The 17,906-nt window shown below is 32.2% G+C and carries 19 protein-coding genes; 10 read left to right on the top strand and 9 right to left on the bottom strand.

The window, feature by feature from the left end; translation table 11 throughout:
- The first annotated feature begins 221 nt into the window (after nucleotides 1–221).
- A complete protein-coding gene (locus tag AC0C45_RS27570; RefSeq protein WP_472929138.1) occupies nucleotides 222–674 on the top strand; it encodes a CBO0543 family protein in 453 nt (150 codons plus the stop codon).
- A 230-nt stretch (nucleotides 675–904) separates the two neighbouring features.
- On the opposite strand, the gene AC0C45_RS27575 is transcribed toward AC0C45_RS27570, so the two are convergent.
- Complete coding sequence (locus AC0C45_RS27575) at nucleotides 905–1,753, bottom strand: STAS domain-containing protein (RefSeq protein WP_472929139.1); 849 nt, start codon at nucleotides 1,751–1,753, stop codon at nucleotides 905–907.
- 320 nt (nucleotides 1,754–2,073) lie between these two features.
- On the opposite strand from AC0C45_RS27575, the gene AC0C45_RS27580 reads away from it, so the two are divergent.
- On the top strand, nucleotides 2,074–2,277 hold the full coding sequence (locus AC0C45_RS27580) for a cold-shock protein (protein ID WP_430136447.1): 204 nt from the start codon (nucleotides 2,074–2,076) through the stop codon (nucleotides 2,275–2,277).
- Nucleotides 2,278–2,670: 393 nt separating this feature from the next.
- On the opposite strand, the gene AC0C45_RS27585 is transcribed toward AC0C45_RS27580, so the two are convergent.
- Nucleotides 2,671–2,943 carry an AbrB/MazE/SpoVT family DNA-binding domain-containing protein gene (locus AC0C45_RS27585; protein ID WP_321998969.1) on the bottom strand — a complete coding sequence of 91 codons (273 nt, stop codon included), beginning with the start codon at nucleotides 2,941–2,943 and terminating at the stop codon, nucleotides 2,671–2,673.
- A 573-nt stretch (nucleotides 2,944–3,516) separates the two neighbouring features.
- A complete protein-coding gene (locus AC0C45_RS27590) occupies nucleotides 3,517–3,888 on the bottom strand; it encodes a hypothetical protein (RefSeq protein WP_472929140.1) in 372 nt (123 codons plus the stop codon).
- 444 nt (nucleotides 3,889–4,332) lie between these two features.
- Between AC0C45_RS27590 and AC0C45_RS27595 the strand changes: the two genes are divergently transcribed.
- The 3 genes from AC0C45_RS27595 to AC0C45_RS27605 all read left to right on the top strand — a co-directional run bounded on the left by AC0C45_RS27595 (nucleotide 4,333) and on the right by AC0C45_RS27605 (nucleotide 7,892).
- A complete protein-coding gene (locus AC0C45_RS27595) occupies nucleotides 4,333–5,556 on the top strand; it encodes an MFS transporter (protein WP_472929141.1) in 1,224 nt (407 codons plus the stop codon).
- A 255-nt stretch (nucleotides 5,557–5,811) separates the two neighbouring features.
- Complete coding sequence (locus tag AC0C45_RS27600) at nucleotides 5,812–6,087, top strand: hypothetical protein (protein WP_062687347.1); 276 nt, start codon at nucleotides 5,812–5,814, stop codon at nucleotides 6,085–6,087.
- A gap of 458 nt (nucleotides 6,088–6,545) precedes the next feature.
- Nucleotides 6,546–7,892: a M1 family metallopeptidase gene (locus tag AC0C45_RS27605; RefSeq protein WP_472929142.1), complete on the top strand. Its 1,347-nt coding sequence runs from the start codon at nucleotides 6,546–6,548 to the stop codon at nucleotides 7,890–7,892.
- A 129-nt stretch (nucleotides 7,893–8,021) separates the two neighbouring features.
- On the opposite strand, the gene AC0C45_RS27610 is transcribed toward AC0C45_RS27605, so the two are convergent.
- On the bottom strand, nucleotides 8,022–8,390 hold the full coding sequence (locus tag AC0C45_RS27610; protein ID WP_472929143.1) for a VOC family protein: 369 nt from the start codon (nucleotides 8,388–8,390) through the stop codon (nucleotides 8,022–8,024).
- A 251-nt stretch (nucleotides 8,391–8,641) separates the two neighbouring features.
- On the opposite strand from AC0C45_RS27610, the gene AC0C45_RS27615 reads away from it, so the two are divergent.
- Complete coding sequence (locus AC0C45_RS27615) at nucleotides 8,642–9,424, top strand: MBL fold metallo-hydrolase (RefSeq protein WP_472929145.1); 783 nt, start codon at nucleotides 8,642–8,644, stop codon at nucleotides 9,422–9,424.
- A 76-nt stretch (nucleotides 9,425–9,500) separates the two neighbouring features.
- Here AC0C45_RS27615 and AC0C45_RS27620 read toward each other — a convergent pair whose 3' ends face one another.
- Entirely contained in the window at nucleotides 9,501–10,298 is a 798-nt protein-coding gene (locus AC0C45_RS27620) for a DUF3889 domain-containing protein (RefSeq protein ID WP_472929146.1), read from the bottom strand.
- 262 nt (nucleotides 10,299–10,560) lie between these two features.
- Between AC0C45_RS27620 and AC0C45_RS27625 the strand changes: the two genes are divergently transcribed.
- A complete protein-coding gene (locus tag AC0C45_RS27625) occupies nucleotides 10,561–10,800 on the top strand; it encodes a hypothetical protein (protein WP_472929148.1) in 240 nt (79 codons plus the stop codon).
- Nucleotides 10,801–10,958: 158 nt separating this feature from the next.
- On the opposite strand, the gene AC0C45_RS27630 is transcribed toward AC0C45_RS27625, so the two are convergent.
- A complete protein-coding gene (locus AC0C45_RS27630) occupies nucleotides 10,959–11,945 on the bottom strand; it encodes a beta-ketoacyl-ACP synthase 3 (RefSeq protein WP_472929150.1) in 987 nt (328 codons plus the stop codon).
- Between the two features lie 197 nt (nucleotides 11,946–12,142).
- Here AC0C45_RS27630 and AC0C45_RS27635 point away from each other — a divergent pair, with 197 nt between their 5' ends.
- On the top strand, nucleotides 12,143–12,844 hold the full coding sequence (locus AC0C45_RS27635) for a phosphopantothenoylcysteine decarboxylase domain-containing protein (RefSeq protein WP_472929151.1): 702 nt from the start codon (nucleotides 12,143–12,145) through the stop codon (nucleotides 12,842–12,844).
- Nucleotides 12,845–12,947: 103 nt separating this feature from the next.
- Here the strand turns inward: AC0C45_RS27635 and AC0C45_RS27640 are convergent, their stop codons facing one another.
- A complete protein-coding gene (locus AC0C45_RS27640; RefSeq protein WP_472929168.1) occupies nucleotides 12,948–13,322 on the bottom strand; it encodes an NUDIX hydrolase in 375 nt (124 codons plus the stop codon).
- 45 nt (nucleotides 13,323–13,367) lie between these two features.
- Between AC0C45_RS27640 and AC0C45_RS27645 the strand changes: the two genes are divergently transcribed.
- Complete coding sequence (locus tag AC0C45_RS27645) at nucleotides 13,368–13,886, top strand: GrpB family protein (protein WP_472929153.1); 519 nt, start codon at nucleotides 13,368–13,370, stop codon at nucleotides 13,884–13,886.
- 328 nt (nucleotides 13,887–14,214) lie between these two features.
- Here AC0C45_RS27645 and AC0C45_RS27650 read toward each other — a convergent pair whose 3' ends face one another.
- The gene (locus tag AC0C45_RS27650; protein WP_472929155.1) at nucleotides 14,215–15,825 is read right to left on the bottom strand and encodes an ABC transporter permease; all 1,611 of its coding nucleotides are present in this window, start codon (nucleotides 15,823–15,825) and stop codon (nucleotides 14,215–14,217) included.
- Between the two features lie 9 nt (nucleotides 15,826–15,834).
- The gene (locus tag AC0C45_RS27655) at nucleotides 15,835–16,716 is read right to left on the bottom strand and encodes an ABC transporter ATP-binding protein (protein WP_201773242.1); all 882 of its coding nucleotides are present in this window, start codon (nucleotides 16,714–16,716) and stop codon (nucleotides 15,835–15,837) included.
- A gap of 178 nt (nucleotides 16,717–16,894) precedes the next feature.
- On the opposite strand from AC0C45_RS27655, the gene AC0C45_RS27660 reads away from it, so the two are divergent.
- Nucleotides 16,895–17,479 (top strand): TetR/AcrR family transcriptional regulator, encoded by a 585-nt coding sequence (locus AC0C45_RS27660; RefSeq protein WP_034656270.1) that lies wholly within the window; start codon nucleotides 16,895–16,897, stop codon nucleotides 17,477–17,479.
- The last annotated feature ends 427 nt before the right edge of the window (nucleotides 17,480–17,906 follow it).

Here is a 17,906-nt window from a genome sequence, read left to right on the forward strand (position 1 = left end):
AATGGTCTTTTACTGCTGCTCTACTAAAATAATAGAGTGTATAAGTTCAATAATTTTTGAGTGCAATAGAATACACATGTCATAAACCTTCCTTTGAGCAAATAAAAAGCCACTGCAAATGATTATTACAATGACTTCTTTTAAAGGGATTAAAATGTAGTGAAAGTGGAATGATAGAAAATATATTAATTTTTACACGGTTTAAAGGTAGGTGACTGACAATGGTTGCTATTTTTATTTGTTTTATAATTTTTAATTTACTTGCATTCTTTGTTCCTAAGAAGTTAACTCCTATTGAAATATATGCGACATCTTTCTTTGCTTACGCTTATGGAATGACAACAGACGTGATTCTTGATTTACATTATAATCTATATGGTTATTTTCAAGAAGGCTTTCAATGGCTGTCACTCTTAGCCATTATTATGTATTTTCCATCTATTAGCTTTTTATTTTTAAACTTCTATCCCTTTACTAAAAATTCAAGAAAAAAATTAGGTTATATTTTAAGTTGGACCATTTTTTCAGTTGTGTTTGAATGGTTTGCCGTTAAAACGGATTTTTTTTATTATAATGGCTGGGGCTTATTGTATTCAGCTATGGTCTATCCGGTTATCTTTCTGATCCTATTAGTGAACGTAAAGATAGTTCGAAAAATAATCACTAGAAAATAGGTCATAGCCACCCTTTTTAGGTTGTTCGAAGTGCTGGCTATTGATTTTCAGACGAAAAAAGAAACATATCTAAAGAAGACATGTTTCTTTCCAAATCCCAATCCAGCTTAGTACTTTACCCCATCTTTCGCATTATCTACCATACTAGATAACGCCATTACAGTTATTTATATTTTACATACAACAATAGATGAAGAGCCAAGGATTAAATTCCTTGGCTTTTGATTTTTTTACTGAGCTGTTATGCTAATATCCGACTCTAATGCTTGAGCAAGATTTGATTTAATTCGTATATTTTCAAATGAAAGACCAAGTTGAATAGCCGTTTGAGCGACTTCCGGTCGAATACCCGATAAAGTAGACTTTACACCCAATAAATTAAGCGTATCAATTAATTGAAAGATTTGATGAGCTACCATTGTATCCACCATTACGACTCCTGATAAATCAATATAAAGGTGAGCAATATGTTTATCAGCACATTGCTGTAATGTACTTTCTAAAATCATCTTTGCTCTTGCTGTATCAATATCTCCTACTAATGGTAAAAGAGCTACATCCTTTTTGATTACAATAACGGGTGAACTTAATTCATGAATCATTTCTTGATGTGCTTTTAATTGAATGCTAGCTGTTTCTTCAGATGCCGTGACAAATTTTAAAATTGTCATGTCAAAGATTCGAATTATATGCTGTTCCCATGCATTTATCAATGTAGATTCAATGTGCCCTTCGTATGTATATACAAATTCATTTATAAGATCGCGATATTGCTCTCGAACACGCATAAACTCTTTAATAATAGACGAAATCGGTGTTCTGGTATGCTCATTGTCTTTTGCAATTTTATGAATCCACACTTCAAATTCTTCAAAAAAAGTTTTTTCATCTTCTATGAATACATTACAAACATATAAATGAAATTCATAATTTTGTTCTTTTAATATTTGAATAACTTTAGAGTCAGTAGAAGCATACACCCCTACAGCGTTGTTTTTATCTAATGAATCGTACCATTCTTCCGTTAATCGTTTGGCATTGTTTAATAAAAAGGTACGTAATTGTTCATTCTTATTCACTGGTATTTCCCACTCCTAGCTAAAAACTCATTTTACTCTCATTATCTATTATACTCCTAATGATGTTTGTTTAGCGATTAAGGATGTTAGAAGTTTTATAGTGCAAAATCAAAAGAAGCCTCTTTCTAAATAAGAGAGGCTTCTTTAAATGTATCATTTCCTATAAGGAACATTATGGTAACTAAAAATGTATAGGGTATTCATCATCAAAATAGAAAAAACCACTGGCGTATGGGGCTTTTTTTAGTTACATAAAGAATTTTATTTTTGTATTCATATATAATTAATTATTAAATGAAGTTTTTAGGAGACTATCTATATTGGAAAGTAAAACAGGCACAGTAAAATATTTTGATGATGAAAAAGGTTTTGGATTTATTACACCTGATAATGGTGGTGAAGACCTATTTGTTTATTTTAGTTCTATTCATAACACCAAATCTTTAAAAGTAGGACAGAAAGTTTCTTATGTAGAATATATGGGTCAAAAAGGGCCACAAGCAGAATATGTAGTAATACTCTAATCGTATATTTTTATAATAAAAAAGACATTCCTCTACTATTTTGACATTTTTTTCTGTGTTTAGATAAATGATTTATACATAACGTGTTTTACGTTAACTAAGAATGAATAGCATATACAGCTTAAAACGAAAAAAAGCCACTGATACGTTAGTGGCTTTTTATAATCTATTCTTATAAAGAACAGATCACGTTGACTTTAGTAGTTTGCTCAAGATATGAAAAATTATACATTTCCAACCATGCTAAAGTTAATTGTTTTCCCATCTCTTTTAGCATATTTATCATAGAAGATACTTTACAGTATTCTTGCTCAAAATGATCGGATAGACATTTTAATTAAAAGACAAGGTATGAAAGTCGAAAAGAGTCTGCTCTCATTCTTCATATTTGAGTTATAACTTTACTTCTAACTCTTTAAGCAGTTGCTTTACTCCCTCACGGCTTAGAATTACTTTTCCTTTTGCCAAGATTAGATTATCTTCAGAAACTTCACCTGTCACTTTACAAGCTAAATTAGGTGAATATTTTTTCAACACAATGTTCTCATTATCTACAAAAATTTCAACAGGTTCGTTCTTTTTAATATTTAATGTTCTTCTTAGTTCGATGGGTAAGACTACTCTTCCCAGGTTGTCTAGTTTCCTAACGATGCCAGTAGCTTTCAATTTAAAACCTCCATAAAATATTACTTACATACCCATTAAGTGTACAATATGCTTTTTATTGTTTTCATTAGTAATATATTACATTTTAGGTGAGGGAGGATATTTCAATACGATAAGGTTAGAAATAAAGGTTGTATGGAAGAATTATAATGGAATTTATTAAATCACTCAGTTTTTTCATTTTAAACTGATGTATTAATTAGAAATATAACGTATTCAGGTTATTTATAACTTATATAAAAGTAACTTGAATATATGAGTAAATAGTAAAGTATTTTATAAAAATAATTAGTTTAACTATTTACTCTTTATGACGACAAATTGTGGGTTTTTCTACAAAGTGTGTAATAATTAACGTTATTTTTAATAAAGTAAGTTTAGATTTACTTAGTGGTATGGAAGAAAATAAACTAAATATAATCATGGTTATGTTAACTAAAATTTTATATCCTATAGCTTCTTGAGCTAATCGTGCTTGAGTTCAAGAGTAAGGTATTGTTGTATCCTTTTTCTTATTGTCTAAAAGGGAGAGGAGTTAAAGAAAGAGATGTGAATTACAACATCTCTTTATACTTACATATCTCTTTTGTCTTCAGTTTTCAGCATTTCTTCATCTATAATGTCAACTAATTCTTGAATACTATACATATATAGAACAACCTCTTTTGCATCATCTTCAATATGAATTTCAGCTGTGATACGTATTTTTGTCGGTTTACCTTTATAAATAACATCAAAAGTTCCAATTTCTTTTAATTCGTTGTCCTTTTTCATTGTGCCAATTGCAGATTGAATAGTATTGATTTCGTCTTGACTAAAATCTGAATCTAATACTGAGGATGATAAATTTTTTAAAAAAGGATCAACTTCCTCAAGATTAAAATTCATTCCAGCTGCAAATGGTGCTTCTTCATAGCTGTTTGTATTGTTTTTTTTGTTGAACATATAAATAGTTCCTCCAACTAAAAGTATTATAATAAGGCCAATGGTTAAATATTTCATATGTATTTTCACGCCTTTCTGTTTAACATTATAAAGCAACATTTACTCTTCTTCGATACTGCTAACCAGCGTAAATAATTCCTTATTTTGATATAAATGTAATATGTACAAGGATTCTTGTTTAATTAAATGGTGCTTGAGTTGAACAAGATAAAATAAAAAGTCGATTTCTGATAACATTCAGGAATCGACTTTTTAATGGACTGTCGTTGTAAATTCGCCTTCGTCTCACGATACTCCTATAAGGAAGTTTTGAATTTTGTTGTTATTGTAGCTTCTTAGAACATGAACTATGTAAACTAAAATTGAATACAGTATACAGGATGCCTTAAAATCTAATTTTTGATAAAATGGAATTAATAGGAATTTTATATTTAGGGGGTAGAAGTGAATTTCTTTAAAACTATATTACAGAATAAAAATTTAAGTATTGTATTAGGAAGTCAGTTAGTGTTTCAACTCGGGATATGGTTCGGTACAATTGGTAATTTGCAATTCTTACAAATGCATATTAAATCTCATGTTCTCCAGGCTTTTTTTCTTGTTATTGGAGGGATTATAGGTGTTATCATAGGTCCATATGCAGGACGTTATATAGATGTGACGTCCAAGGTGAAAGTCTTGAAATTAGTGGGGATAATGAGGATTGTTTCTGTTATAGCCATGTTAATTGCTATATATACAGGATCAATTTATTGGATGGTTATATATAGCATAGGAATTGGTTGTTCTGCGTCATTTTTCAATCCCACAATACAGACGATTTTGCCTTCAATAGTTGATAAAGAGGATTTGATTACGGTTAACGCAATTAATATAAACATCATTACATTATCAAGGATCTTTGGTGCTGTATTAGCAGGTTTATTACTAACTGTTGCGCCTTTACATGTATTGTTTCTAATTGCTCTTATTGCTTATCTTACTTTGTATTTCATCAACTTTTTGCTTATTATTCCTGAAGACTTAGAGCTGAATGTTAAAAAGGCTAAGACTAAATTTAAAGATATCTTTCCTATTATTCTAAGAAATCATTCAATAAAAATTGTTCTAGGAGTATCTATTATTCCTCTCATTTTTATTTCAGGATTTAATTTATTTGTTATTGAAGTGGGCGAAGGCCGGCCTGGTTTTATTATGGGACTTCTCTATTTTGTAGAAGGTACAAGTATATTAGTTGCGGGACTATTCATCAAAAGGATAATAAAACGATATAAAAGGCATGTTTTAATTCTGTTGCTTGCTTGCTGTTTAATGGGAATAGCCCAACTTTTATTATCCATATCAAATGTCTATATAACAGTTTTGGCATTCGCTCTATTTGGTTTAGCGTATGGTATGTTTAACCCTCTATTATATACATATTCTCAACAAAAAGTGCCCTCAGATATCCATGGAAGATTCTTTTCCTTTAAGACAATGATTGATCGAACAATTATGCAATTATGTCTTGTGATAATTGGTTTTTTACTTGATCAAATAGGATATCAAAGTTTGATGTTATTGTTAGGTCTATGTACTTTTACATTAGTTTTTTCTATTTTTGTTGATTCTAAGATTAGTTCCAATCGTACTCGGGATAAAACTAAAAATGAGTTTTACAGTGGTTAAAAGGGGTAGAGTCAGGAAAATGCGCATTTACAACGATAAGCATTTTGATACAAGTCTTATGAGACATTATATAGCCTAATTTAGAGGTACTTTGAATGTGTCTCAATAGGTTCTACTCTATTGAAATTGTGAATGATAGTGACTTAAACTAACGGGGCAGGTTTGTTGAAGAAGAATGTCCATATTCTACCTAAAGGCTAAATGATTGTTTTCTGATAAAATGATGTGTATTACAGCCTTTTAGGAGGAGAAAGATTGGATGCTTTGGTTGTTGGATTATTGTTTTTAATTCCAGGAATAATCTTTTTCATATTGGTTTTGTTAAAATATACGGAAGAGGAACATTGGAAGGAAGTTAAGAAGTGGAAATGGATAAGAAATGATACCTATGCTTCTTGGTCAGAACAGGATATGATTCTTTTTCACAAAATAGCGAGTAAATCATACATCGCAGCAAAAATAATTCTTATCCTGTCATCCATCATTCCAATTGTAATAGGTGCCTTCGCTTTATGGGTCTTTTTTTCGTAAATTGACTCCTTTTTCAGCTAACGGATGCGTTAGTTGATTAAGAATAACTAAAAAAGTCGATTCCTTGGATGGAAATCGGCTTTTTTAATAGGTGACATTTCCTTAGCATTGTAAATCCGCATTTTCCTGACGCAACCCCTAAAAGAAAAAACAGAGCCCTTGTATATCAATGCTCTGTTTTTATTTTGGTTCCAATATCCTCTTTTATATGAACTGCCCTTAGATACTATAACTTAATGATGTGAGAAGAGTTGCTAAGATTAGCAACTCTTTTTCGCTATTCAGACAGACTTGTTATTTCAAATTCATGGAAGGTATACAAAATATTGGTGTTGAATAACCAGAATATAATGCACTTATAAAAAGAAGAGGTGGTTGTCATAAGCAAAAAGTTAATTTTATTACTTATACTCATTTTAGTTTTAATACCTGTAATTTTCCTAGGAACTATTAAAAACATGGAGAGTGTGAATTCTAGTTCACTTGAAAAAGATCATAAAATAAGTTTTACTCCGAAAAGTGTGGCATCAGGAAGTGACAGTAAGTATGACATGGAGTTAACGATGAATGAAGAAGGAACATTTCACTTAGAATCAACCGTAACTATAAAAAACATTTCTGAAGATTCATGGGGAAATATCGTTTTTTATTTTATTCCAAATATGTTTACAAAAAGTATTTCTTCTCAATTAGATCAACCATCCACTATTCATTTAAATGAAGTTAGTGTTAATGGGCAAACGTCCGGTTTTGAATTAAAGAAAGATACCTTAAATGTTCCTCTAAAAGAAGAATTACAGAAAGGTAAAGAAATAAAAGTTAAATTCAACTATGATTTTACTCTTCCTGAGAACGGCTTAAGGTTTACCAAAAGTCATGAAAATTATTATTTGGCTCAATTCTACCCAATGGTTGCAACCTATAGAGACCATAAATGGAATAAGGAAGAATATCGTTTTAAGGGAGAAACCTACCATACTGCATTTAGTGATTTTAAGGTAACATATAACATTCCTGATGATTATACAATTGTTTCAACAGGTGAAAATGACAAGTTCCCAAGTGAGAAAAAAGGTGTTTTTGAAGTTAAAAACACTAAAGAAATTTTCATAGCATTACTGAAGAATCCTTTAATTACCGAAAAAAATGAAGGGAATGTAAACATTAGAGTTTTAGGACTAAATAAAGATGATACGTTGTATAAAGAAATAAGCACAGAAGCTTCATCTGCTCTCGACTATTTTCAAAAAAATATCGGTCCATATCCCTTCAAACAATTAGATATTATAGTAGATCAGTTAGGAATGGAGTACCCAGGTGTAGTAACAGCCCATTCAATCTACAATGCTTCAGTTAGTGATGAATCGTTGAAGAGAATGGTGGTGCATGAAATAGCTCACCAGTGGTTTTACGGTGTTATTAGTAATGATCCTTATCATAATGCTTGGTTAGACGAAGGATTTGCTGATTTTGCTACAACTTTGTATCTGTTCTCTAAGTCAGAGCAGGATATACCATATAAATTGATGGACAGACAAATAGAGAATCTTAAACCTCTTCCAGTAAATTTACCACTAGACCAATACGGTAATAACAGTAGTTCATATGTTTATGGAAAATCAAACGTAATGTTATGGAAGTTATTTGAGAAGAGAGGAGGAAAAAAAGAAGCAGAGAAATTTTTAAGAAGTTATTATAAAGAATATAAGTATAAGGAAGTAGATACAAAGGAATTTATTCGATTTACTAAGCATTACTTTAATTTAAAGAATGATAAGTTTTTTAAAGCTTGGTTAGTTCAGTAAATCCTAAAGAACCAGCTAATTAAGATGATTGTGCCTTTGCTAAAAAGCAAAGGCTTTATTTTTCTCCTATAAACCCTTGATATTACTCAATTTATAGAGGGAGCTGTGTATATCGTATACACCCTCAGATTATTTCCATTCTAAGATTTCTAATCGGTTACCAAAAGGATCGTTCATATAAAATCTTTCTGCTCCGGGAAGGTTATCATCTTCAATAAAATGGACATTATTGGCTCTTAAATGATCTTTTAATATGTTGATATTTTCGACCTCGAATGCTGGATGTGCTTTTTTTGCTGGTGAAAATGGATTCTCTATTCCAATATGAACTTGGTAATTAGCAAATCCAAACCATACTCCCCCTCTTTTTTTAAGGTTTTCTGGTTTTTCTAATTCTTTAAATCCTAATATTTTAATAAAAAAATTTCTTGCTTCTTCTTCAGTACCTTGTGGAGCAGCTAGTTGGATATGATCAATTGCTTTAAAAGTAAAAGACATCCAATCCCTCCTAAAATTAAGATATTAGATAAGTTCTTCATCTTAATTTTATATATAATAGACATGTAAGAAAATTACAGAAAAATTAAAGAAACCATAAGTTTATCTTATGGTTTCTGAGAATAATGGTTATGTAAACTGATTTTTTATATAGTATGCACTCTATTTTATGGGTGATTGAAGGTTTTAAGAGGACATAATTACAAGCATAGAGAAGTTTGGTAGTAAGTCACTATGTTGGAGGTTTTTTTATGATTAAAGATCCTTGGTTTACAACTCAAAAAATTGATGACAAGACTTATGCTATTAGTGAATATGGACATTGGGAAAAAGTCCATTCTTTTTTGCTTATTGGAGAAGAGAAGGCTGCACTTGTAGATACAGGTCTTGGAATTGATAGTATAAAGAGAATTACAGATAAACTAACCCATCTACCAATCGAGGTTATTACTACTCATGTTCATGTCGACCATATTGGGAGTCATGGAGAATTTGATAAAATTTACGTTCATGAAGGAGATAAAGATTGGTTAATTAATGGTATTCAAGGGTTGCCTATAGAGCAAATAAGAAAAGACATTAATCGAGATATTACACTTCCCACACCTCAAACATTTAACCCTGAAACATATAAGCCTTTTCAAGGAGTTCCAACTGGATTATTAAAAGATCAAGATGTTATTAATTTAGGGAATCGAAAGTTGATTATTTATCATACTCCAGGACACTCTCCAGGACATTTATCTATTTATGATGCTATAAATGGATATCTATTTACGGGGGACTTACTTTATGATAAAACTCCTATTTATGCATTTTATCCTTCAACGAGTCCTGTTGATTTAGTGAATTCATTAGAGAAGATAGCAAACATAAAAAATGTTAATATGATTTTTGGTTCTCATAATACGCTGGGTCTTAAGCCTACGATTTTAGAAGAAGTAAAATATGCAGTTGAATTTTTAAGGGAAAAAGAACTTATTACATTTGGTACAGGAATCCATGAGTTTAAGGGCTTTAGTATACAGTTTTAATCAAAGGCACTTCATTTGAGGTGCCCTTTTTATTCGCCCTGTATCTATTCAATCTTCAGTACCTTAACATCATTCTTTAACGGTTGTTAAAAAACTCTTTTAGTGCTTTTTCTCTTCTCTCTTTATTGAACTTTTTAATCTTGGTATCTTTTAAACCTTTGAATAAAATGTCTATCGCTTTTCCACCTCCAGGGTTTTCTTTCTCACTTTCGTTGTATTCATAAGAAAGTTCAAGAACCCTTATAGATACTATTTTCTTGGAGTTAGATTTCTCTCTTTTGATAAGGTCATTTATATGCCTTTTCATATGTGTGTGTAATTTTTTCCCATTCTCGTTTTCTACGTTATTTACTCCAAATACTACTTCACTTTCTTGACCGTTTTGCTCTAATGAAATTTTACATTTTATCATGTCTGGTCTTTCTAATTGTTCAAAAGCCCGTTGAAATTGTTGATTATATAAGATTCCTTCTTCTGTATAATAATAAACAATATGACTGTATTTCTTAGCAGGAATTGGAGCAGCAATACTAGAAGAAATGTTTTTCTTTATCCTCACATTTAAGATTTTTTCTGTAGTTGTCTCAAATTTAATGTGAACCATGACTTCAAACTTGTTATTATTTTCGTTAAGCCACAATTTAAATGTTTCAAGTGAGTATTGTCCTTTTTCTTGTCGTTTTACATGAAGGTAATCATAAATTTTGGCATTAGGATATTCTTCGTTGGCTTTTTGCATAGCAATCCTTCCCCATTTTGCATGTGAGGGAATGGCCTTGTCTGCCTTTACTGTTATGAGATTCGTGGGACTGCCTAAAGAGGTTATAACTGTAAACATACTACATAAAAAAAGAGTCATTAAGCTTTTTTTCATAGAGTAACCCTTCCTATTTTTCTTATATAGTTTGCTTGCGGAATAATTACTATGCATGCAATAAACAGTCGCATTATGCCATCTTCTAATAGAGTTTTTTTATTTATATTAGCATCTTAAGTAAATAACCACTTTATTTTTATTTACTGACTATAAACTACATTATGGTAAGTGGTTTTTATACTAATATTTTGAAAATAATGTTATAATTGGATTTAAATTGAGTTGAATGAAAGATGGATGAACTAAAGGAGGCACTATTTTGAAAAGCTATGTCGTATTCATTCTTAGCTTTATAGGGTTACTGTTTGCTTTTAAAACTGTTTTAGGTCTATTTCTTACACTTACATATGTACCTGAAGCTTCACAACATTTCAGTAGTTCAACCGTCAATATCTATGGAAATGAATCTCCCAACTATACATTTTTAGGTTCTATCATAGCAGCAACTTTTTCATTCATTATTTCGAAACAAGTATTAAAAATTAAAAAGATTTTATAAGTAAAAACCCCTTTTCAAGACAATGTTCTTTGAAAAGGGGTTTTACTTGTTCTGGTTCCTGTAATAATGGTTATGTTAACTAATTTTGTATAGAGTATACATTTTTAGAATATCGAAAAGCCCTTAATTAGTAAAAAAGAGCTTTTCATGAATTCTTATTACTTTGCTAAATCCCATTTAATAATATGCCCTGCATGTGTAAGGCCTCCTCCAAACCCGTAAAGTAAGAGGACGTCTCCATTTTTTAATTTCTCTTTATTTATCCCTATTTGCAACGCTAGTGGAATTGAAACAGAAGAAGTATTACCCATATATTCTACACTAGTCAAAGTCTTGTCTAGTGGAAAGTCTGATCTTTCACATATAGACTCAATCATTCGTAAGTTGGCACTGTGTGGAACAAACCAATCTATTTCATCTTTTTGCAAATTAGCTTCATTTAGTAATTCACTTATACCTAAGGGGATTGTGCGAGCTGCCCACTTATACACTTCTCTTCCGTTTTGAACCATCTTGCCACTAGCACTTAAAGGTTGCCCATGCATAGTAGTAGATAAATTTGTACGGTATACATGTTTACCTCCTTTTCCATTTGTCCCAATGTGTGTAGCTATAAAGCTTGGACGCTCTGCATCTTTTTCCACTAAAACAGCCGCAGCTCCATCCCCAAATAAGATACAAGTAGTACGATCCGTATAATCTGTAACCTTTGATAAAGTTTCTGCTGTAACGACTAAAACTTTCTGATGAAGTCCAGATGTAATAAACCCGTTTGCCATATGTAATCCATATGTAAAGCCGGCACAAGTAGCGTTGAAGTCTAGAGCACCTGTTTGAGGAATGTCGAAGTAGTCTTGTATCTGACTGGCCACACTTGGAAACGCATAGTCAGGTGTTGTTGTTGAAACAACAATACAATCTACATCAATCAACTCTTTCTGATATTGCTCCACTAAGTTTTCAATTGCTTTAATAGCTAAGTTAGAAGAATATTCGTTTTCATCAGCAATTCTTCTTTCCCTCATGCCAGTTCGCTGCACAATCCATTCATCATTTGTATCAACTATTTTCTCTAAATCATCATTCGTAAGTCTTTTTTCAGGTACATATGTACCAATAGCTGTAATACGCGCAGTTGAATTCATACTATTCACCCTTCTTTTATACCAAGATATATAATTTGATATTAGTACTAGGTACCAATAATGTCAATGATTTCATATGAAAATATTGTAAAATAACCTTTAAAGTTCCCTTGATGACATTTATGTATTCTAATTTAGGTATGGATTCTTTAATATTTACTTATGTAATAAAATAGAATTAAAAAAGGGGAAAAACAATGTTAGGTAAAAATATACTTATTACTAGTGGTGGATGTATAGAAAAATGGGACGAGGTTAGGGGACACACTAATTTAGCTAAAGGTAAAATAGGAAAAATGATCGCAGAGGACGCATTAGCACAAGGAGCAACGGTTATATATTTACACGGCTATTTTGCAGAAAAACCCTCTGATAAGGATTCAGGGAATTTAAAGTTAGAAAGCTTTGAAGGAATAGTAGATCTTCAAGACAAAATGAAAGCCATTATCTTAAGTGGAAAGATAGATGCTGTTATTATGACTGCTGCAGGATCGGATTGGATAGTAGACAAGATGTTGGACCAAGAGGGGAACCTTATTCCCCAGAATGGAAAAATATCAAGCGATAATCCCCCAGTTATTCACTTTAAGAAAGCACCTAAAGTTTTAAAACAAATCAAAGAATGGAATTCTAATTTAATACTAGTGGGATTTAAGCTGGAAAGTGATGTAGATAAAGAAACCCTAATAGAGAGAGCTAAAATAAGAATGGGTACTTCCAAGGCTAATTTAATGGTGGCGAATACTTCTGATTCTTTACATGTTAATTCAGCTACACATTATATAATTAATCAAAATAATGACATACACGAGTGTGCCAATAAAAAAGAAACAGCGAATATGATTACACAAACTCTTAATCAGTTATTTTTACAAGAGGAAACAGTTATTTCAAGATAGGTTCTTTAAAAAGCTAGCATTCGCTAGCTTTTTAATTTCCTAGAACATGAGCTAACTTTGTATATGATATACACTGGATTAAATGTAGTTTTAGAACTAATCTTTATCTTTGCACTATGTATTGGGCACCAGTTGTACTAATTAGATTACTGATACCGTTAGGGTAATAAGACATTAATTTATCTGCTGTTTTTAGATCAACCCATTCCACCTTTCGGATATTTTCTTCTTCTGGGATTTGCTTTGGTTCTTTTATAATTTGACCTCTAAATACAACAAAAAAGACATGATGATGATCTATAAATGCTTCATTTAAGCTAACGATATTGTCTACATCAATGTCGTATCCAGTTTCCTCTTTTGTTTCTCGAATCGCTGCCTGTTTTAGAGTTTCCCCTCTTTCTACTCCTCCACCTGGTAAGGACCATGTATTATTTTTATTACTTGTATTCCGATAACTTAAATTCTTTTGATATATTTAAAATTGGTATTATATTCAAAAGAGAAATAAGGAGACATACATATGGATAAACAAGTAGTTATTGAGAAATATACGTCCAATTGGGCTTTATCTTTTAAGGAAGAGCAAAAGTTTTTAAGAGGTATTATGAGTAATAAGGCTATTTCAATTGAGCATATTGGAAGTACATCTGTTAAAGGGTTAGGAGCTAAACCAATATTAGACATTATGGTTGGAGTTCGTAATTTAGAAGAAGTAGACGATTTTATTGAACCACTAAGTAATATTGGATATGAGCATGTATTTCACAGGGAATTTCCAAATAGAAGGTTTTTTAGAAAGGGATTATGGCGAGCTGGAACACATCACTTACACATATATAAATACGAAAGTGAAGAATGGAATAACAATATTTTATTTCGAGATTATCTAAGGAAATATACAGATATACGTGATCAATATAATCAGTTAAAACTTAAATTGGCTCAAAAATATACTTTTGATCGGGTTGCGTATACAGAAGCAAAAGCACCATTTATAACAGATGTTATTCAGAAAGCTAAATATGAAATAAACTGCTGATAATCGTGATTATAGTAACTAAAATTGAGTATGACATATTGTCTATAAAGGTAAATAGCTTTTTTATACGTATATAAAGGCTTATTTTATTAACTAAATAGACGTTATTTTATTTTATTCTACACAGTCTAAAAAGGTGTACCTTTTTGGATTATTGTATTGTCGACAAATAGATATGTTCTTCATTATATAGTCATAAAAAAACGGACCTCTAGAGTTGCTTCTAAGGCCCGTTTCTTGCTTGAGGATACATTTAGATATCCCTAAAATCTTTAATTTTTTACAAACGATCACTTTTTCAGTGGTTTCGTTAAAATCCTTTTCTTTTTTACTCACTTACTAAATCCCGTTTTTTATAGCCGATGAAACCAATAACGATTATGAAGAGAGCCAATAATTTGATGGGGAAGATGGCTCCCCATTTCCATTCTTCAATTGGAATTTTTGGAATATAGCTAAATACATCTAGGTTGGTTACGAATTCTGGAATCTCCATCATTTGCCCAAAATAACTGATAAAGAAAGCAAATATTAGATAAGCCCAAATAATCATCGTAAAGCGCGGCAACCAACCAATTAGGACAGACAAAATGCCGATAAAGAAGAAAATCGCAGGTATCCACACAATCCCATCCTTAGTAATTTCCCAGAAACTTAACGGTGTTTCCATGACACTTCGTTGGGCCAAATAGAGCCCTAATATTGCAGAAAATTGTCCAACCACTCCTAGTATGGAAGCTATTATCATGTGGTACCAGTAAAATTTGGTGCGACTTAATTTAGTGGCATAAAGCTGATCCCAGCGCCCTTTCTTTTCTTCGTTTACGAGCCTCATGAGACTTCCTACAATAAAAATCGTAGTCAATAGAGATAAAATCACGAAGAGAACGCTCATAAATTGTTCTTGTATGGTGTAATCTGAATTATGAAGGAACATTTGCTTCATGATTTCATTCCCACTTACAAAATCATCCATATCTCCAAAAATGGACCCATACATAGCTCCACATATAAAGAGGGCAAAAAGCCAGCCAATAATAAATATTTTTTGCAGTCGTAATACAAGACCAGGAAGACTCAACATACGTTCTTTTGCATGTGCATGACCAGCGCGTTCTGGTAAATATCCAGCTCCCATATCTCGAACTTGTTCCAAAAGATAAGAAACTGCAATGAAAACGATACTGGCAACAAAAGCAATGACGATTGGAAGCCAGCTATCACTAATGTAAACATTTACTAGATAACTCCACCCTAACGGGTTGAACCAAGAACCATCTGGTGCTTTCATATCTGTTACCATTCGAAGAATGTAAAAAAAGCCGAGAGTAAAGAAGCTCAGTCCCCTTGCACTTCCAGCTCCAGCAGCTAATTGGGCAAATATGAGTGCAATCATCGCCCATAAGAACCCTTGCATACCTAATGAAGAGGAATATAATAAGTTACTATGAAAATCCATTCCAGGTACACCTTGGACTTGTAGCAAGCCTGTAGAAAGAACGCTTATGACCAAATGTAGAAGGAACATTTCGATAACGACTGCTGTCGTGTTGGCCAGTCGACCAACTTGAAAAGAACGAATAAGCTCTGTTGTTCCATCATCCTCTTCTTTTCTTGTTCGACTTATTACATGCATAATCGATACAATGGCAAATACGAGTGACGTAAAGAGGATCATTTCATGTGCGTACATTGCTCCCACTGTATACGTTTCGGCAGCAGCTGATGTTGGTCCAAGCATGGCAATCATTGCTGGATTCTTTAAGGTTTCATACATAGCCATCAATCCAGCAGGGTCTTTTCCATAGATTTCATACATTGCACTCGCAAAGCCGCCTGTGAAAAGACTTAAGGCCACTGCCCAAATGAGAAGCTTTAACCAATCTCTACGTAATGTATGAAGAAAGAGCATTCCAGTCATATTAAAGCGATTTTTCATTTTTCTCACCTACTTTCCAGTGTAATGGCGCATAAACAACGCTTCAAGAGTCGGCGGTACACTCTCGAGCTTTGTTACATGGTAAGGAATGATTGCTTCTAGAATGGACTCAATTTGATCACTATCAGCTTGGAAAACAGCTTCTTTACCATTGATCACTAGGTCATGCACACCCCTCACCTGTTTTAATCCAATCGGTACGTCACGGGTCGTAACCTTGTATTGATATTGGGTTAAATGTCTTAATTCATCTAATGTTCCGGTTTCAATTACTTCTCCTTGACGAATAATCGCTACGCGGTCACATAAGCGCTCTACCTCGCTTAAGATGTGGCTGGAAAGAAGGATGGACTTTCCTTGATTCTTTAAATTTTCTACTTGCTCTTGAAAGACAGCTTCCATTAGAGGGTCAAGACCACTAGTTGGTTCATCAAAAATATAAAGTTCTGCATCACTAGCAAACGCGGCAATAAGGGCAACTTTTTGGCGATTTCCTTTTGAATAAGTCCGTGCTTTTTTCTTAGGATCCAGTTGGAATTTTTGAATTAATTCATCGCGTCGTGCATCGTTTTTCGTTCCCTGCAGTCGCATAAAAACATCAATAATTTCTCCACCTGTTAAATTTGGCCAAAGATTTACATCACCCGGAACGTAGGCAAGTCGTTTATGGATTTCAATCGAATCTTTCCAGACATCCTTCCCGAAGATTTTGGCTGTTCCTCCACTAGACTTTATAATACCCAGAAGGATGCGGATGGTCGTCGATTTTCCGGCTCCATTTGGTCCTATAAAACCTAATACTTCGCCTCTTTTTAATTCCATCGTTACATTTTTTAAGGCGGGGGTTGATTTATATTTTTTTTGTAGCCCCTTAATTTCTGCTATAACCATTCGTCTCATCCCCTATTCTACGAATTTTTTACTAAAAACACATTTATAGTTCATAATATACGCTCATATCTATATTAATTCAAACTATTTTTAACTAAAATGTTTGAATTAGTTCAAAAAATGAAATACTATATATATGTAGAAAGTAATTAAAAAACGGAAAAAATGTGGTGAGAAGATGACGAAAAAAAATGGCTTTGATCTAAGGCGTGAAAAGAAAATGAAAATTATTGAAGAAGCTACGCTTGAATTGCTGAATCAAAAGGACATTTCAAATATAACCATGGACGAGATTGCAAAAAGGGCGGGTGTGAGTAAAGTAACCTTATTTAATTATTACAATACAAAAGATAATTTAATAAATACTGCGTTACAGAATTCATTTGCCTCTATTCATGAAGAATACGAACGATTGATTGAAAGTGATTTATCTTTTGAACAAACGTATATGGAACTCACGCAATATAAAATGAAAGAAATCCAAAGTACGACATCAATATTTTTTCATAATGTGATGCAGCAATTTGCAAGTGAACAGACTTTTTTTGATAAGGATGCACAAGAAACAAGTGATCGATTAGTTTTAAGACTGTTTCAAAAAGGGCGTAAAGAAGGGAAAATTAATCCCGCATATTCTGATGAGGTTTTATTGATGTTTATGCATATTTTCACGGAGGGACTGAAGAGTCAAGCGATCAATAGTGATAACTTGATAAAATATAGCCCTCAATTCACTCAAATGATTATGAATGGGTTGCGTTAAAGTAAACTCGACAAATCGAACAAATTATTCGATATATGTGTTAAAGATTTAGGACAAATATAATAACTATTGCTGCTTGTTTAGCTAAAGGGTGCTTTAGTTCAATAAGACATATAGATGAGATTTTCCACAGTCGGGTGCGATTGCTGAACAATGAGCAGTCGCTTTTTTACTGGTTGGATCCGAATAGTTTTATAAATAATTGGATGTGCAAAATAAATATAAAAGGATGGAAAAGATGTTATTATCACTTATGAAACCTATAAAGATGATGTGGTTTCTATTTATTTGGAGTGTGATAATACTTGTTTTTAATTCATTTATGTGAACCTTGTAATTTTGAGGCAATAACAACTCAACTAGATCCAAAATATAAATGTCCTAAGTGTGGGCTATTGACTGAAGATAGATGGATTGATGAAGAAAA

It is taken from the genome of Priestia sp. VA7 (genome assembly GCF_055710015.1).

Excerpts from the sequence above, each read along its gene's own strand:
- AC0C45_RS27650 (WP_472929155.1), bottom strand. The coding sequence starts at position 15,825 with ATGAAAAATCGCTTTAATATGACTGGAATGCTCTTTCTTCATACATTA.
- AC0C45_RS27630 (WP_472929150.1), bottom strand. The coding sequence starts at position 11,945 with ATGAATTCAACTGCGCGTATTACAGCTATTGGTACATATGTACCTGAA.
- AC0C45_RS27590 (WP_472929140.1), bottom strand. The coding sequence starts at position 3,888 with ATGTTCAACAAAAAAAACAATACAAACAGCTATGAAGAAGCACCATTT.
- AC0C45_RS27645 (WP_472929153.1), top strand. The coding sequence starts at position 13,368 with ATGGATAAACAAGTAGTTATTGAGAAATATACGTCCAATTGGGCTTTA.
- AC0C45_RS27570 (WP_472929138.1), top strand. The coding sequence starts at position 222 with ATGGTTGCTATTTTTATTTGTTTTATAATTTTTAATTTACTTGCATTC.
- AC0C45_RS27655 (WP_201773242.1), bottom strand. The coding sequence starts at position 16,716 with ATGGTTATAGCAGAAATTAAGGGGCTACAAAAAAAATATAAATCAACC.
- AC0C45_RS27620 (WP_472929146.1), bottom strand. The coding sequence starts at position 10,298 with ATGAAAAAAAGCTTAATGACTCTTTTTTTATGTAGTATGTTTACAGTT.
- AC0C45_RS27635 (WP_472929151.1), top strand. The coding sequence starts at position 12,143 with ATGTTAGGTAAAAATATACTTATTACTAGTGGTGGATGTATAGAAAAA.
- AC0C45_RS27610 (WP_472929143.1), bottom strand. The coding sequence starts at position 8,390 with ATGTCTTTTACTTTTAAAGCAATTGATCATATCCAACTAGCTGCTCCA.
- AC0C45_RS27660 (WP_034656270.1), top strand. The coding sequence starts at position 16,895 with ATGACGAAAAAAAATGGCTTTGATCTAAGGCGTGAAAAGAAAATGAAA.
- AC0C45_RS27615 (WP_472929145.1), top strand. The coding sequence starts at position 8,642 with ATGATTAAAGATCCTTGGTTTACAACTCAAAAAATTGATGACAAGACT.
- AC0C45_RS27605 (WP_472929142.1), top strand. The coding sequence starts at position 6,546 with ATGGAGAGTGTGAATTCTAGTTCACTTGAAAAAGATCATAAAATAAGT.